The organism is Gemmatimonadota bacterium, from assembly GCA_016712265.1.
In the GTDB taxonomy this organism is placed as follows: domain Bacteria; phylum Gemmatimonadota; class Gemmatimonadetes; order Gemmatimonadales; family Gemmatimonadaceae; genus RBC101.
Genome location: JADJRJ010000027.1, coordinates 234,797 through 248,758, shown reverse-complemented (window position 1 = coordinate 248,758; position 13,962 = coordinate 234,797). Strand labels below are relative to the sequence as shown.

General features: G+C 68.8%; 11 protein-coding genes. 7 read left to right on the top strand and 4 right to left on the bottom strand.

Going from position 1 to position 13,962, the window contains the following annotated elements; genetic code table 11:
• Window positions 1-301 precede the first annotated feature (301 nt).
• Complete coding sequence (locus IPK85_05390) at window positions 302-1,492, bottom strand: Ig-like domain-containing protein (protein ID MBK8246816.1); 1,191 nt, start codon at window positions 1,490-1,492, stop codon at window positions 302-304.
• Window positions 1,493-1,796: 304 nt separating this feature from the next.
• On the opposite strand from IPK85_05390, the gene IPK85_05385 reads away from it, so the two are divergent.
• The 7 genes from IPK85_05385 (at window position 1,797) to IPK85_05355 (ending at window position 10,946) form a co-directional block, all read left to right on the top strand.
• Window positions 1,797-3,416 (top strand): Ig-like domain-containing protein, encoded by a 1,620-nt coding sequence (locus tag IPK85_05385; protein MBK8246815.1) that lies wholly within the window; start codon window positions 1,797-1,799, stop codon window positions 3,414-3,416.
• Window positions 3,413-3,928: a hypothetical protein gene (locus IPK85_05380; GenBank protein MBK8246814.1), complete on the top strand. Its 516-nt coding sequence runs from the start codon at window positions 3,413-3,415 to the stop codon at window positions 3,926-3,928. The genes IPK85_05385 and IPK85_05380 overlap by 4 nt, the downstream gene beginning before the upstream one ends.
• On the top strand, window positions 3,925-4,380 hold the full coding sequence (locus tag IPK85_05375; GenBank protein MBK8246813.1) for a hypothetical protein: 456 nt from the start codon (window positions 3,925-3,927) through the stop codon (window positions 4,378-4,380). Before IPK85_05380 ends, IPK85_05375 begins: the two co-directional genes overlap by 4 nt.
• Window positions 4,377-6,911 carry a hypothetical protein gene (locus IPK85_05370; protein ID MBK8246812.1) on the top strand — a complete coding sequence of 845 codons (2,535 nt, stop codon included), beginning with the start codon at window positions 4,377-4,379 and terminating at the stop codon, window positions 6,909-6,911. Before IPK85_05375 ends, IPK85_05370 begins: the two co-directional genes overlap by 4 nt.
• A 146-nt stretch (window positions 6,912-7,057) precedes the next feature.
• Window positions 7,058-7,867 (top strand): helix-turn-helix transcriptional regulator, encoded by an 810-nt coding sequence (locus IPK85_05365; protein ID MBK8246811.1) that lies wholly within the window; start codon window positions 7,058-7,060, stop codon window positions 7,865-7,867.
• An 85-nt stretch (window positions 7,868-7,952) separates the two neighbouring features.
• The gene (locus tag IPK85_05360; GenBank protein ID MBK8246810.1) at window positions 7,953-9,638 is read left to right on the top strand and encodes a serine hydrolase; all 1,686 of its coding nucleotides are present in this window, start codon (window positions 7,953-7,955) and stop codon (window positions 9,636-9,638) included.
• Window positions 9,639-9,689: 51 nt separating this feature from the next.
• Complete coding sequence (locus IPK85_05355) at window positions 9,690-10,946, top strand: hypothetical protein (GenBank protein MBK8246809.1); 1,257 nt, start codon at window positions 9,690-9,692, stop codon at window positions 10,944-10,946.
• Window positions 10,947-10,950: 4 nt separating this feature from the next.
• Here the strand turns inward: IPK85_05355 and IPK85_05350 are convergent, their stop codons facing one another.
• The 3 genes from IPK85_05350 to IPK85_05340 are packed head-to-tail and all read right to left on the bottom strand — an operon-like array spanning window position 10,951 to window position 13,914.
• Window positions 10,951-11,634 carry an ABC transporter ATP-binding protein gene (locus tag IPK85_05350; GenBank protein ID MBK8246808.1) on the bottom strand — a complete coding sequence of 228 codons (684 nt, stop codon included), beginning with the start codon at window positions 11,632-11,634 and terminating at the stop codon, window positions 10,951-10,953.
• On the bottom strand, window positions 11,631-12,845 hold the full coding sequence (locus IPK85_05345; protein MBK8246807.1) for an ABC transporter permease: 1,215 nt from the start codon (window positions 12,843-12,845) through the stop codon (window positions 11,631-11,633). Before IPK85_05345 ends, IPK85_05350 begins: the two co-directional genes overlap by 4 nt.
• Window positions 12,835-13,914, bottom strand: a complete 1,080-nt coding sequence (locus IPK85_05340; GenBank protein ID MBK8246806.1) for an efflux RND transporter periplasmic adaptor subunit — start codon at window positions 13,912-13,914, stop codon at window positions 12,835-12,837. The genes IPK85_05345 and IPK85_05340 overlap by 11 nt, the downstream gene beginning before the upstream one ends.
• Between the last annotated feature and the right edge of the window lie 48 nt (window positions 13,915-13,962).

Below are 13,962 nucleotides of genomic sequence, written 5' to 3'. Positions count from 1 at the left end.
CGGGGGGGGCGGGGCCGCCCCCCCCCCCCCCCGGCCCCCGCCCCCCCCGCCCCCCCGCCCGCCCCCCCCGCCGCGCCCCCGCCCCCGCGGCCGGCCGCCCGGCCCCCCCCCCCCCCCCGCCCCCCCGCCCCCCCCGCTGCCCCCCCCCCCCGGCGCGGGGGGGGGGGGTCGCCCCCCCCCCCCCCCCCCCCCCCCCCCCCCAGCCCGCACAACGGGGGGGGGGGCACCCCCCCCCCCCGGTGTTGGGGGGGGGTGTGCCGGCCGGGGCCCGGGGGGGGGGGGGGGCTGCTTCGATCGGATGTTACTTCGACCGCGGGCCTGGCGGCTTTCCCCCGTCCCCGGCCTGGTACTTCCGCGTGAAAGCCCGGGTGGCGCGTCCCAGTCCGCCACGCGCGTCGGTCGCGTCCACCTGCACGACGTAGGGGCCGACGCGAAGGTCGGCGAGGACCAACTTGCCGGCCCAGAGGAGGGTGCCGCGCCCCACCGGGGTCAGCTTGAGCTCAACGCTGATCGGGCCGACGGTGGCGACGACCCTGGCGAGCGGATGCAGGTGATCCACGTCGGCCATCACGAGCAGCGTATCCGCCACGGTGTCGCCCACGATTGGTGCGGCGAGGATGACCACGATGCTGGTGTCGAGATTGTCGACCACACGGATGGGGAGGGATGCGGTCTTCCCTTCGCAGGTCGCCTCGATCACGGCCGTTCCCTGGCCGAGTGCTCGCACGAGGCCATCGGTGGAGACGGAAACGACCGGATTGCCGGCCGTGATGCTGACTGACCAGGCGACGGTCCGGTCTTCCAGGATTTGTCCGTCACCGTCACGCACGGTGGCCTGGAGGCGCAGGGTGTCGCCGACGATCATCAGCGAGCTGGTCGCATCGATCGTGACCTGGTGCACGCCCTGGACACGATCCCGGACGGTCACGGTCACCTGGCCCTGCACGCCGTCACTTGTCGCGGTGATGGTGACGTTGCCCGGCTGGAGGGTGCGCACGGTGCCGGTTGCGGACACGGTCGCCCGGGTCGAGTCGGAGGAACGCCACTGGATCGCACGCCCGGCCAACGCGATCCCGCTGCGGTCCCGTGGGACGGCGACGAGTTGAAGGACGTCGCCGCGGCTGATGTCGGCGGTGGGGGGTGAGACATCGACCTTGGCCACGGGGACCGGGACGACGGGGAGCTGCACAGTGGCCTGGATTCCCCCCATGGCTGCGGTGACGACCGCGGTCCCCTCGGTCAAGGTGGTCAGGAAGCCGAAGCTGGTGATCGTTGCGACGGTGGCTGGGGAGACCGTCCAGGTGACCTGTGTGGCGGGACTTCGCACCCCTGCGGCGTTGACGAGGAATGCGGTGAGGGTGGTGGTCTGGCCGAGCTCGAGGGACGGGACGGGGGCCTCGACCACGAGGGTCGGGCGCTCGCTCGACGTGGTCGGCGCGGTGGCTCCCCCGCCACACCCCCACAGCGCCAGGGCAAGCACGGAGCGCCTCATGGCGTACGAGATCGCGCGAACGTCGAGCACGTCGCGTGGCCGTGGGGCTGGACCGCGGCTCCAGGTGTGGGGACCAGCTGCTGGCTGCAGGGCACGGCACACACGTTGCTGGGGGAGCACATGCTGAGTCAAGCGACGCCTTGACCGCAAGTCCAAGCTACCCACGGACATCGGCAAGGGTCCAGCGGGGCCACGGTGGCCGACGACGGGTGGAAGCGCCGCTGGCGCCGCGCGGTTGATCCGTGCAGGATCCCGATTGCGCCTGTTGCCCAGAAGCCTCCCTCATTCACGCACAGCCGGTTGCATGACGCACTCCAAACGAACGACCTCGTGGGTCGCACTCGCCGCCCTGGTGGTGAGCCTGGCCTGTGGAGGTGGTGGCGATGGCGGATCCACCACGCCTCCCCCACCTGACAACTCCCCGGCCACCATCACCCTGTCAGCCACCGGGGCGGTGACCCTGGTGTCGGGGAATACCCTGAACGTCACCGCCAACGTGTTGACCCGCGACGGCCGGCCGGTCACGGGGGCGAGCGTGGTGTGGTCGAGTTCCAACGCCCAGGTGGCCTCGGTGAACGGCGGATTGATCACTGCGGTCCTCGTGGGGACCACCCAGGTCACGGCCTCCGTTGGCAGTGTGGTTTCGTCGCCCTTGGCGGTGACAACCACGCCAGGGGCCGCGACGCGACTTGGCTTGCGGACCCAACCTGGCGGAGCGGCCGTGGGTGCACGTTTCGTGACCCAACCGGTGGTCGACTTCCTGGATGCGGCGGGGAATGTGGTCACCACGAGCGCCGGAGCGGTGAACGCGGCGATCGCGAGTGGCGGCGGCACCCTGGCCGGAACTGCGACGGTGTCGGCCTCCAATGGCGTGGCGACGTTCAGCGACCTTGGGATGTCGGGCACGATCGGGAATCGCACGTTGTCGTTCTCGACCGCCGGACTGGCGCCGGTGACGAGTGCGGCGTTTGCCCTCGCGCCGGGGGCGCCGGCGGCGATGGTGCTGCGGCGCCAGCCCGTGGGTGGGGCGGTGGGAGCGGCGCTGCTGACGCAGCCGATCGTTGAGCTGCGAGACGTGAGTGGGAATGTGTCCACGGGTTCGACGGCGGTGGTGACGGCAGGGTTGACCGGATTCACGGGCACGGTCGGCGGAACGGTCGCCGTCACGGCGGTGGCTGGTGTGGCCACCTTCACCAACCTGGTGGTCTCGGGGCAGCCCGGGACGTATGCGCTCGCTTTCTCCTCGACTGGGGTCCCCGGTGTCGCGGCGGCGCCGATGGCGTTGCCGGCGATCATCTTTGGGTTGGGCAACGAGAAAGTGCAGTTCCTCGACGCCGGTGCCAGCTCGACGGCGGCGTTGTCCACCGGTGGACCGGCCGGCTTCCTGTCGCGAGCGGCCAACCGGGTGAGCATCGACAACAACGGCCGTTTCACCGGGGTTGCCGAAGGCCAGAGCTGGCTGCTTGGCTTCAACAACCTGGGTGCGGACTCGGTGCTGGCGGTGGTCACGCGCTCCGCGGGCGGGCCAGTGGCTCGGACGACACTGACAAACTATGTCATGCGCACGGGTGACACGACGTACTTCCGCCTCGTTCTCGACCCGCGGAACACGCCGGTGGGCGCGTTCACGGTGGTCGTGAACTTCAACTCGCAGGATTTTTCTCCAGCGTACCAGATTGGGACGCGCACCGTGACGGGCGCCTCGGTCACGGCGGCGCAGAGCGATCCGAACGTGTTCCGGTTCAGCGTGGTGACGACGACCCCGCTGACGGCCCCGGTCGAGTTTGGTGAAGTGCTGCTGATCAGTGGCCCGACGAATGCCCGCCTGGCGATGACGGTCCAGGCGATCGAGATCTTTGGTCCCGACGGCGCGGATCTCTTCTCGCGCGTCACTTCCACGTTTTATCCGCTGGTGTTCCGATGAGAACCCGATTGATCCCGTCCATGTTGATGGCGATGCTCCTCGCCGGTGGGCTCGCCTGTCGTGAGACGTTGCGCGAGGCGCCCCAGGTGGCACTGCCTTCGGCCGATGCGGTGGAAGCCGCGCTCGTCCTCTCCCGTGGCGACGTGAGCGTGGGGGATACCGTCTATGCGGCGGTGCGCCTCACCCGTGGGGTGGCGGTACGGCCCGCGGCGAGCTTCACGGCTCGCCTGTCGTACGATCCGCAGCGCCTGACGTTCGTGGATGAAGCGTCGCCGTCCACCGCCGCGTTGCGCGTCGTGAACGGCGACATTGTCGGTGACGTGCGCGTGGCCGGCCTGGCCACGGAGGGATTCCGCGACGGGGCGCTGGTGCTGCTGCGGTTCGTCGCGACCACGCGCGGCCCGGTGGGTGCGCTGCAACTCTCGATCGACCAGTTGCATGCGGTGGATGGCGCCGAGTTGTCGCAGACGCGCGTGTTGGCGCCGTCGATTGACGCGGGGGTGGCTCCATGACGCGCGCCACGCTGTCGTTGTCGCTGCTGTTGCTTGTTGGAGTAACGGCCTGTCGTTCGGCGCCGCGTGAAGGGGCGGACGAGACGCAGTCGTCCCCTTCGCCCGCGCCGTCGACTCCGACGCCGGGGAGCGGGAATGCGACGCAGGGCGCCCCGGTGCTCTCGTCCCTCGCGCCGGACTCGGTGCGACTGGCGAGCAATACCATCAGTGAGATCACGCTCCGTGGGAGCGGCTTCGCGACCACGGGCAGCAATACGATCCGGATCGGTCCGGTGGCGATCCCGAGTGTGCCGGCGAATGCGGCGGGGACGGAGATCCGTATCGTGGTGCCGGCGCGGTATTCGACGTCGGTCGAGTCGCCGCCCCGTCCCCTGATGCCTGGCAGCTATCCCGTGACCGTCGAAGCGCGCGGGCTCACGAGTGCTCCCCTTACGTTGAAGGTGGTTCCATGAAGGTCGACCTGATTCGCGCGGCGACCGCCGCGCTGCTCCTGGTGACGTTAGGCGGTACGGCGCAGGCGCAGTGGCGCGACGATGCCGCCACGCGTGACGCGATGCGCGACGCCTGGGCCAAACAACGTGCGGACGCGTCGGGCAAGCTGCCGGACGACTTTGTGTACCGGGCCTGGCGTGAAGTCACTGCGATGCCCAACGCCGCGCCCTCATTTGCGGCGGATGTGAGCTGGCGCCCGCTGGGACCGTTCGGCTTGTGGCTCAACCAGGGTGCGTTCGGCGGCGTCATCGCCGGGGAGATGAAGTCGGGGCGCGTCAACTCGATCGCGTTCCATCCGACCGACCCCCGCACCATCTACCTGGGGTCGCAAGGTGGGGTCTGGAAGACCACCAACGGGGGCAATACGTGGACGGCGCTGACCGATGCGCAGTGCACCACGTCGATCGGGGCCGTGGTGGTGGATCCCGTAACCCCGACGATCGTCTACGCGGGGACGGGCGATGCCCGCAGCTTTGTGCAGGCCGGGTGTGGGGTATTGCGGTCGACCGACGGCGGGAATACCTGGGCACCACCGCAAGGTATTGAGCTGCAGGGGGCCTACACGTACCACATGGCCATCGACCGCGCCACGGCGGGGTCGATCAACAGCACGCGTGTGCTCGTGGCGACCCATCGCGGGTTGTACACCTCGGTGAACAGCGGGCAGTCGTGGAGCCAGCGGATCACCGGGTTCGCCACCGCTGTCGTGCAGGATGCTACGCGCCCGGGCGTCTTCTTCTCGGCCGTCTTTCAACCGAACGGCAATCCACGCAGCACCCTGTGGAAGTCGGTGGATGGCGGGATCACCTGGACTGCATTGCCTTCCGCCATGCCGAACGCCGGGGTGGCGGCTCGTGTCGAACTCGCCACGTCGCCGGCGGCCCCGGGTCAGGTGTTTGCGCTCGCGGGCGACCTGCAGACCCGTCGATTGATTGGTATCTATCGCTGGGATGACCTGCAGGGCCGCTGGATCCAGTTGGCCGCGCAGGGGCTGGAGACCTCTGGTGATGCGTACCCGGCCACCTTTGGCGAACAGTCGGACTATGACCTGCTGTTGGGTGTTGATCCACGCAATGCCAACCGGATCTGGGTGGGTGGGGTGGGCGCATTTCGTTCCGAGGATGGCGGCGCGACGTTCCGGCACACCGCGCCATACGTGCACGTTGACTTCCATGCGATTGCACAGAGCCCGAGCGATCCCGACCAGATGGCGATCGGTTCCGATGGCGGGTTCTACATCTCGCACGACAACGGGCGCAATTTCCGCGCACGCAACCAGGGTCTGGCGATCACCCAGGTCTACCAGGGGATCTCGATCCACCCATCAGGGCTCTGGGTGTATGCCGGGCTGCAGGACAACAGCGCCATCTATTACACCGGGTCCTCGGTGTGGGCCAACCTCTCCCAGCTGGGTGACGGTGGGTGGACGGTCGTCAATCGCACGGACCCGTCGACGGTATGGGTGACGCACTCGTTCCTGAACTTCGTGATGCGGCAAAGTCGCGGGGTGAAGGAGGAGTCGCGCGACAACGGGATCAGCGGACAGGATCGCGCCGGGATTCCGCGGCCGCTCGCCATGGACCCGGTATCGGGCTCCACACTGTACTTCGGGACGCAGCGCATCTATCGCACGACCAACGAAGGGTTGGACTGGCAGCCGATCACCACCGATATCACGCGCGGGTCGGGGTTCATCTCTGCCCTGTCGGTGGCCTCGAATGATTCGCGGGTGATCTGGGCGGGGACGAGTGACGGGAACCTGGCGGTGAGCCGTGATGCAGGTTTCAGCTGGAACGTCTTCCAATTCGCCACGCAGCGGAACTTCACGCGGATCATCATCGATCCTGCGGACGTCAACCACGTGATCGCGACGGCGTCCACGCTCAATGCGCCACGAGCGACGGAGACTCGCGACGGCGGCGCGACATTCTTCGCGGGGATCGGGGCCAACCTGCCAAACATTCCGGTGCATGCTGGCGTGCAGATCCCCAACTCCAACACCTTCATGGTGGCCACGGACGTTGGCGTGCTGCAAACGTTGAACGGGGGAGCCTCGTGGACGCAGGGGCCGCCGGGGCTTCCGCTGACGGTAATCCACGACATCCAGTACGTCCCGCTGAACGGGACGGTGTACGTCGGGACCTTTGGTCGAGGGGTCTTTGCGTACCGACCCGGTGTCACGCCGGCGGCGCTGCGCGGCGATGTGGACCGGGACGGCCGATTGAGTGCACAGGACGCCTTGCACATCCAGCAAGCGATCGTTGGGATGGAGCTCCCGCCGGGGCGGTCCTTGTACCCGGAGGGGGATGCGAATTGCGATGGCCGCATCACGACGGTCGATGCGCTCCTCGTGCTCCGGAACGTGGTCGGGTTACCGAACATCGGGGCGTGTGTGGGGACGGCGCAGCGGGTGGCGCCAACGCCGGCGATGCAGAAGCCCGACGTGGGGGTTGTGCGGACGATGGCCGGCGTGGGCCCCGTCGCTCGTTAGGTCGTGACACCCGTCCCTGGCGGGAGGCTGCGGCCGCCTACCAGGGACGTACGGCGCGCGCGGCCGCACGGCTTTGGCCGGCGGGCCAGGGGCCGGTCCGGCCCGCCGTCCCGACACCTGGCGCCATGGCCGGACGTAGGCCGGGTATGCCTCGTCAACTCGGCTACGGCCAGTTTTATGGCTCGCGCACGCGGGAACATCGCGGCGACGGGTTCACGGTGGCCCTCATGCGGCCAGACCCGGTGCGCGAGGTCGAGCTGCACGTCCACGAGACGGCGCACCTGATCATCCACCTCGAGGGGGCGTATCTCTCGAGCGCGGCCGATGCGCCGCGCGTGGCCCGCCATCCGGTGGTGGTGTTCAACCCGCCAGGGACGACGCATCGGGATTGCTATGCCAGGACGGACGGCGCCTTTCGCGGACGATTTGTCTCCATCGCGATCGACCAGGGCCAATGGCAGGGGTGGCAAACGAGTCCGTCGACCGACGCCTGGTGCCGATCGGACGCCCCGGTCATGGGAGCCGCAGGGCGGGTGCTGCATGCCCTCACGCAGGGCCAGCAGGAATTGATGGAGAGTGCGCTGGTAGAGTTGGTGGCGTCGTCGGCGCCGACCGTGGAGGCCGAAGGGCCCGTGCCGCCGTGGATCGCGCGAGCGGTTGAGTTGCTCAACGATGGGAGTTCAGGGTCCGTGAACATTGCGGAGGTCGCGCGCGAGTGCGGGGTGCATCCCGTGTCGCTGGCGCGAGCCTTTCGACGGCACCTGAACGCCAGCCCCGGGGAGGTACTGCGGCAGGTGCGGTTGAACCGCGCGGCGGCGCTCCTCGCCTGCACCAACCACACGATCAGCGACGTAGCCCAGCGGTGTGGGTACGCCCACCAGAGTCACCTGAACCGGCACTTTCGCCAGGCGCTGGCGATGACGCCGGCGATGTGGCGACGCGCGCATCGGGACTGACCGGCCGGTGGGTTTCATTCATGCAAGACGCCTCCGACGCTGTGGGCGAGACTGCGATCTCCCGACGCCGCCCTCCGCCAAAATCATGCGCTGCCTCCTCCTCATGACCGTCGTGCCACTCGTCCTCGCCGCCCAGTCGAGCGCCGTGTCCCCGCTCGTTGGGGTGTGGGAGGGGAGTGATCGTCCGCCCGCGGTCGGTGCGGGCGCGGTGACGTTGCGTCGTACGGCGACGGGGTGGCGCCTGGAAACTGGTGCCGGGTCGGTAGACGCCGCATTGGCCGAGCGGGTGTCGCTCGCGGTGCCTGAGGTTGGCACGCTGCGGTTCACGGTGAAGGACGGCGCCCCGGCGGGTCGGGCGATGTGGGTGCAGCCCGCAGGGAACATGGGATACGGGTACGCGACTCCCGTTGAGCTGCGGCGTCTGCGTGACGGCAGCTGGCGCGGGACGGTGCGGCCCTTGGGTGAATCGGTGACGCTGTCGATGCGCGTCTGGCCCCGCGAGGATGGCGCGTTGCTGGCCCGGTTCCGCAACCCGGAGTTTGGTTGGAACCTGGGGCGGACCTTTACGGTGCAGGTACAGGATAGTTCGGTGGTGTTCCGGGACCCGGCCAGTGGTGCCGTGCGGCTCACCCAGGGGTATCGCGCGGCGACGGGCGAGATCGAGTTTGATTTCGGACGTCCGTTTGCGCTGCGACGCACGACGCCGACTCCCGTGGTGACACGGTACGGACAGGTGCCGGCGCGCCGTGCGGATGGGTGGGTAGTGGCAGCACCCGCGCGGGCGGGGCTCGACGCGGGTCGGATGCGGGCGATCCTGCAGGAGCTGGCGACCGCCGATCCGTTTGGAGACAGCACCTTGCTCGTGCACAGCCTGCACGTGGCGCGCGGTGGGCGCCTGGTGGTCGAGCACTTCGCCCCGGGGTTCGACAACGAGCGGCTGCATGACACGCGCTCCGCGTTCAAGACCTTTGTCGACGTGATGGCAGGTGCCGCGATGTTGGGTGGCGCGAAGCTCGATGCCGATACGCCGCTGCACACGTTGCCGGGGGTCGATTGGGCCGTGGATGATCCGCGTCGCGGTATTCAGCTGCGCCACCTGCTGACGCACACCTCCGGACTGGCGTGCGACGACAACGATGAGAAGTCGCCGGGGAACGAGGAGACGATGCAGCGCCAGCGGGGGCAGCCGGACTGGGGGCGATACCAGCTCGCCCTGCCCGCCGTGTTTCCGCCGGGAACCCACTATGCCTATTGCTCCGGCGGCATGCACCTCGCGGCGAGTCTCGTCGCGCACGCTACCGGAGGATGGTTGCCGGCGTTCTTCGACCGGGCGGTCGCGCAACCGTTAGGCCTGGCACACTACGCGCTCAACCTGACGCCGACCGGCGAGGGATACGGCGGTGGGGGTGCCTACCTGGCGCCCCGCGACCTGCTCAAGCTCGGGCAGCTCGTGCTGGATGGCGGGCGCTGGGGGGGGCGGCAGGTGGTGCCCCGCGCGTGGATGGAGGCGTCGATCGCGCACCAGGTGACCACGAACAACGGCGGATCCGACGGCCTGGCCTGGCACCGGTACACCGTGCGCGCCGCGGGTCGCGAGTGGCAGGAGGTGGAGGCCAACGGGAACGGGGGCCAGATGGTGATGGTCGTGCCGGAATTGCAGCTCGTGGTTGGGGTCACGGCCGGGAACTACAACCGGTACGGCACTTGGCGCCGGCTTCGCGAAGAGGTGCTTCCGGCGATCATCGCGTCGGTCGCACGCGGCCGGGGGTGACAGGAGAAGTCCCGGGGCGCAGAATAAGGCGTCCTGTTCCGTGGGGAACCTGTGCGACCTGTCAGCCTGATGCTCCTGATGGTGGTGCTCGCGTGCAATTCGCGTGGCGAGTCTGCCTCGTCCCCGCCAACGATCACCCTGGCCGATTCCAGTGAGTTCGTCGACCGCCTGGGCCGCGAGCCGATGGTGGTGCAGCATCCTGGCGGGGCGATCTTCGTCGCCGGATATGGCGACACGGTCCCGCACCTCTGGCGCTCCAACGACAACGGGCGCACTTGGGCGAGTGTCAACGTGGGCACGCGCGCCGACGGTGCGGTCGGGAACTCCGACGTTGAGCTGGCGGTGGGGCCAGACAGCACGTTGTACTTCCTGAACATGAGCTTCGATCGCCAGAACCTCGAAGGGACGCGGATCGACCTCGCAACGAGCCGTGATGCCGGGGCCACGTGGCAGTGGCAACAGCTATCAGACACGCGGCTCGATGACCGGCCGTGGATCGACGTCTCCGCGGACAACGTGGCGCACGCGATCTGGAACGATGGAGCCGGCGTCTCCTACATGCGCAGCACCGATGGTGGACGCACCTGGAGCGAGCGTCCACATATCCACCCCATGGGCGGGTCGAGCCACCTCGCCGTGGGCCCGAAGGGTGAGCTGGCGGTGCGAGTGGTGCCGATCTCGGTCTCCGGCAACTCGTTCAATGCGGGGGAGGACTGGCTCTTCACCTCCACGGACCGAGGGGAGACGTGGGTGAAGCGCACGCCGCCGGGCACACGCGTATGGGAGGCGATGCGTGACACCACCGTGAACCCGCCGACCTGGAACGAGGCCGCGCAACCACGCTGGGTCGAGCCGATCGCCTTCGACGCGACCGGCGCACTCTTCAGTCTGTGGGGACACGAGAACGCGGTCTGGCTGGCACGCTCCCGCGACATGGGAGCGACCTGGACGACCTGGGAGATCGCACGCGACAGTGCGGTGACCCATTTCCCCTACCTCATCGCGCGCGGGGACGGGCAACTCGCGGCGAGCTGGTTCACCGGGACCGGCAATGCCCTGGTCGCCACGGTGGCCTACATCGAGACAGCTGGTGACGGGACACCGCGCGTGGCCCGCGCCCCGGCATTCCAGCCTGAGGCGTTCCAGCAAGGGTTTCCGCCGGACACGGCCACGGTACGTAGCGCCGCCGGCGAGTACCTCGGGATGACTTTCCTCTCCGACGGCAGCCTTGGGCTTGCGGTGCCGATCCAGCACCCGGCGGCGCAGCGGCTGGGTTTCGCCTTCCGGCGTTACACGATCAGTCGTTAGGCGGTCAGGTCGGCTTCACCCGGCCGTCGAGGATCCGCACCACGCGGTCGCTGCGCGCCGCGATGGCCTCGTCGTGGGTGCTGATGAGGAACATCGTCCCGTTCTCGCGGCACAACTCGCGCATCAGGTTCAACACCTCCTCGCCGGTCTCGTGGTCGAGGTTGCCGGTGGGTTCGTCCGCGAGGACGATATCTGGCGCATTCATCAGGGCGCGCGCGATGGCCACGCGCTGCTTCTGCCCCCCGGAAAGCTTGGTCGCCCGGAAGTCCGCCCGGTCGCTCAAACCAACTCTCCGCAGCAACTCGGCCGCGCGCGCACGCGTCACCCGCAGGTCGTCCGGGCGTCGCGGGAACGCGGGGAACATCACGTTCTCCAGCGCGGTGAAGTCCGGGAGCAGGTGGTGGAACTGGAAGACGAACCCGATGTGCTGGTTGCGGAACGAGGTCACGGCCGCGTCGTCCAGGGTGCTCAACCGGTTGCCGACCAGCTCGACCTCGCCGCTGGTGGGACGGAGCAGGGTGCCAAGGATCGACAGCAGAGTACTCTTGCCGCTCCCCGACGGGCCCATGAGGGCGACAAACTCGCCGCGGCGGAACTCCAGGTCGATCCCCTTGAGCACCGGGGTCTCGACGTCGCCATCGACATACGTCTTGCGCAGGTCGATGACGCGCAGCACGACGTCGCTCATGCGGAGATGACCTCCACCGGGTCGGTGCTCGACGCCACGCGCGCGGGCAGGATCGCCGCCAGGGTGGACGCCACGGTCGCGATGGAGATCGCGAGCCAGTACTCGCCGAGTGCCGGGTCGATCGGGAGGCTCTGCGTGCCATCAGGCCGCAGGGTCACCACGGCGAGGAATTGCGAGAAGCCGTAGCCGAGGGCGGCGCCGAGCACTGATCCGAACAACCCGATGAACAACCCCTGGCAGAGGAAGATCCAGGTCACCGACGCCCGCGTCACCCCCATGCTGCGCATGATCCCGATCTCCGCGCGGCGCCGCATGGCCGACAGCAGGAGCTGCGACGCCACGGCGATGATGATCAGCAGGATCGCGAAGAACTTCACGAGGTCCCCGGTGCGCCCCTGCGCACTCAGCGCGTCCTGCAACCGCGCATTCTCGGCGATCCAGTCGACCGCATCGAGCCCGGTCATCCCTCGCAACTGCTCCGCCACCGCCGGTGCCGCAAATATGTCCTGCAGCTTGACCTCGATCCGCGACACCGAGCCCACGATGTCGAACAGGCTTTGTGCCGTGCCAAGGTCGGTGAAGGCGAGCCGTTCGTTCACCGACGCACTGCGGACGTCGAAGATCCCCTTGATGAGCAGGGCCCGTTCGCGTCCGCGATCGCTCTGGAAGCGCAGGCGTTGACCCGTGGTCACCCCCAGGTCTGCGGCCATCGTGATCCCGATGAGCACGTCGCCGGGCCCTAGTGACGCAGAGCCGCGGACGATGCCGCTGGCGAGGTCGATCATCGCGCTCTCTTTGCCCGGTTCGTAGCCGGTGAGGGAGACGGGGAGGACCTGTTCGCCGCGCTGGATGAAGCCGGAGCCGGAGACCGACGCGGCCGAGGCGGTGACGCCTGGGAGCCGATCGATCATCTGGGCGACGTTGCGCCAGCCGGTGATCGAGGAGCGAGCCTCGTTCCCGCGCTGCACAGCGACGAGGGCACGTACCCCATCGGCGGTGGTGAGTGTGCGCGGTTCCTGCGGCAGCGGCTCCAGCCGCACGTGCGCGAGGTTGCCGATGACGTTGTTGGTCAGCGACACGGCGAGGCCGTTAATCAGCGCCGCCATGAAGGTGAAGACGACGATCCCGACCGCGACCCCGCTGAAGATCAGCAGGGTCTGCAGTCGGCCGCTCCGGATATACCGGAGGGCGACGGACAACTCAAAGGGCATTGGCGCCGGTGCGGGTGCGCACGGCCAGGCCGTCGCGCACCGACTTGGGGGCGATGGCGACGGTGTCGCCGGACTTCATCCCCTCCACGACTACGATCCGCTCCGACGGCCAGTCGATCACCCGCACAACCTGTCGCCGCACGGTGTCAGCACGTACCACCATGACAAACGGTTCGGCGCCAAGCCCACCGACCGCGACCCGCGGGACCGTGATCGCGCCGGGATGACGCGCGATCTCGAGGTTCACGTCGACGGACAGCCCGACGGGAAGCCGTGGGGCGGACTCAACAAAACGCAGCCGCACCGGCACCGCACCACTGGTCTCGCTGACGCGCCGGCCGATGTAATCCACGACGGCTCGGTATTCCGTGCGGGCCCCTGTGAGGGGCGACACGCGAGCGGGAAGTCCTTCCTTCAGTTCGCCCAGGTACTGTTCGTCGACTTCCAGCTCGATCTCGGCGCCGGTGCCGGTCGCGATCTCGTAGATCACCGTCTGTGGCGTGACGTTCTGGCCGGGGTCGACGGGGCGGGCGAGGACGTAGCCGTCGATCGGTGAGCGGAGGGTGAAGTCGCGCAGGCGGGAGCGGGATTCCGAGATCAGTGCCTCGAACTGCCGCACCCCTTCACGAGCGCTTTCCAGGGCGAACTTGGCCTGCTCGGCGTCGCGTTCCGGGAGTCCACCGGCGGTGACCAGGCGCTGGAGGCGATCATACTCTCGCTGGCGCTGGTCCACGTCGACGCGGCGTGCGGCGAGTTGCGCGGTGGCCTGTTCGATCACGGCCTGCGAACCCTGGGCGTCCAGGGTGGCGAGGACGTCGCCGCGGCGGACCGGGTCTCCCTCGCTCCGCGTCAGGGAGGTCACTGTGCCCGATACCAGGGGCTGGACCGAGTTCGAGAGGCGCGGCCGAATCCGCCCGGTGACGGCCAGGAGGCGCACCACATCCTCGGTCGTGGAGGTGGCGACGTCGATGATGGGAGGCCGGGAGGCAACCTGGCGGTATCCAATGAAGAGACCCGCACCCACGAGGGCGAGGACGAGGAGCGGGAGGAGTCGGCGCAGGAGTCGCATGGGTGGGAGCGGGGCAGGAGCGCCCATGCAACAAACATCGCGGGATCG

Bases quoted from the DNA above. Each gene is read 5' to 3' on its own strand.
- IPK85_05390 (MBK8246816.1), bottom strand. From the start codon at position 1,492: ATGAGGCGCTCCGTGCTTGCCCTGGCGCTGTGGGGGTGTGGCGGGGGA.
- IPK85_05385 (MBK8246815.1), top strand. From the start codon at position 1,797: ATGACGCACTCCAAACGAACGACCTCGTGGGTCGCACTCGCCGCCCTG.
- IPK85_05380 (MBK8246814.1), top strand. From the start codon at position 3,413: ATGAGAACCCGATTGATCCCGTCCATGTTGATGGCGATGCTCCTCGCC.
- IPK85_05375 (MBK8246813.1), top strand. From the start codon at position 3,925: ATGACGCGCGCCACGCTGTCGTTGTCGCTGCTGTTGCTTGTTGGAGTA.
- IPK85_05370 (MBK8246812.1), top strand. From the start codon at position 4,377: ATGAAGGTCGACCTGATTCGCGCGGCGACCGCCGCGCTGCTCCTGGTG.
- IPK85_05365 (MBK8246811.1), top strand. From the start codon at position 7,058: ATGCCTCGTCAACTCGGCTACGGCCAGTTTTATGGCTCGCGCACGCGG.
- IPK85_05360 (MBK8246810.1), top strand. From the start codon at position 7,953: ATGCGCTGCCTCCTCCTCATGACCGTCGTGCCACTCGTCCTCGCCGCC.
- IPK85_05350 (MBK8246808.1), bottom strand. From the start codon at position 11,634: ATGAGCGACGTCGTGCTGCGCGTCATCGACCTGCGCAAGACGTATGTC.
- IPK85_05345 (MBK8246807.1), bottom strand. From the start codon at position 12,845: ATGCCCTTTGAGTTGTCCGTCGCCCTCCGGTATATCCGGAGCGGCCGA.
- IPK85_05340 (MBK8246806.1), bottom strand. From the start codon at position 13,914: ATGCGACTCCTGCGCCGACTCCTCCCGCTCCTCGTCCTCGCCCTCGTG.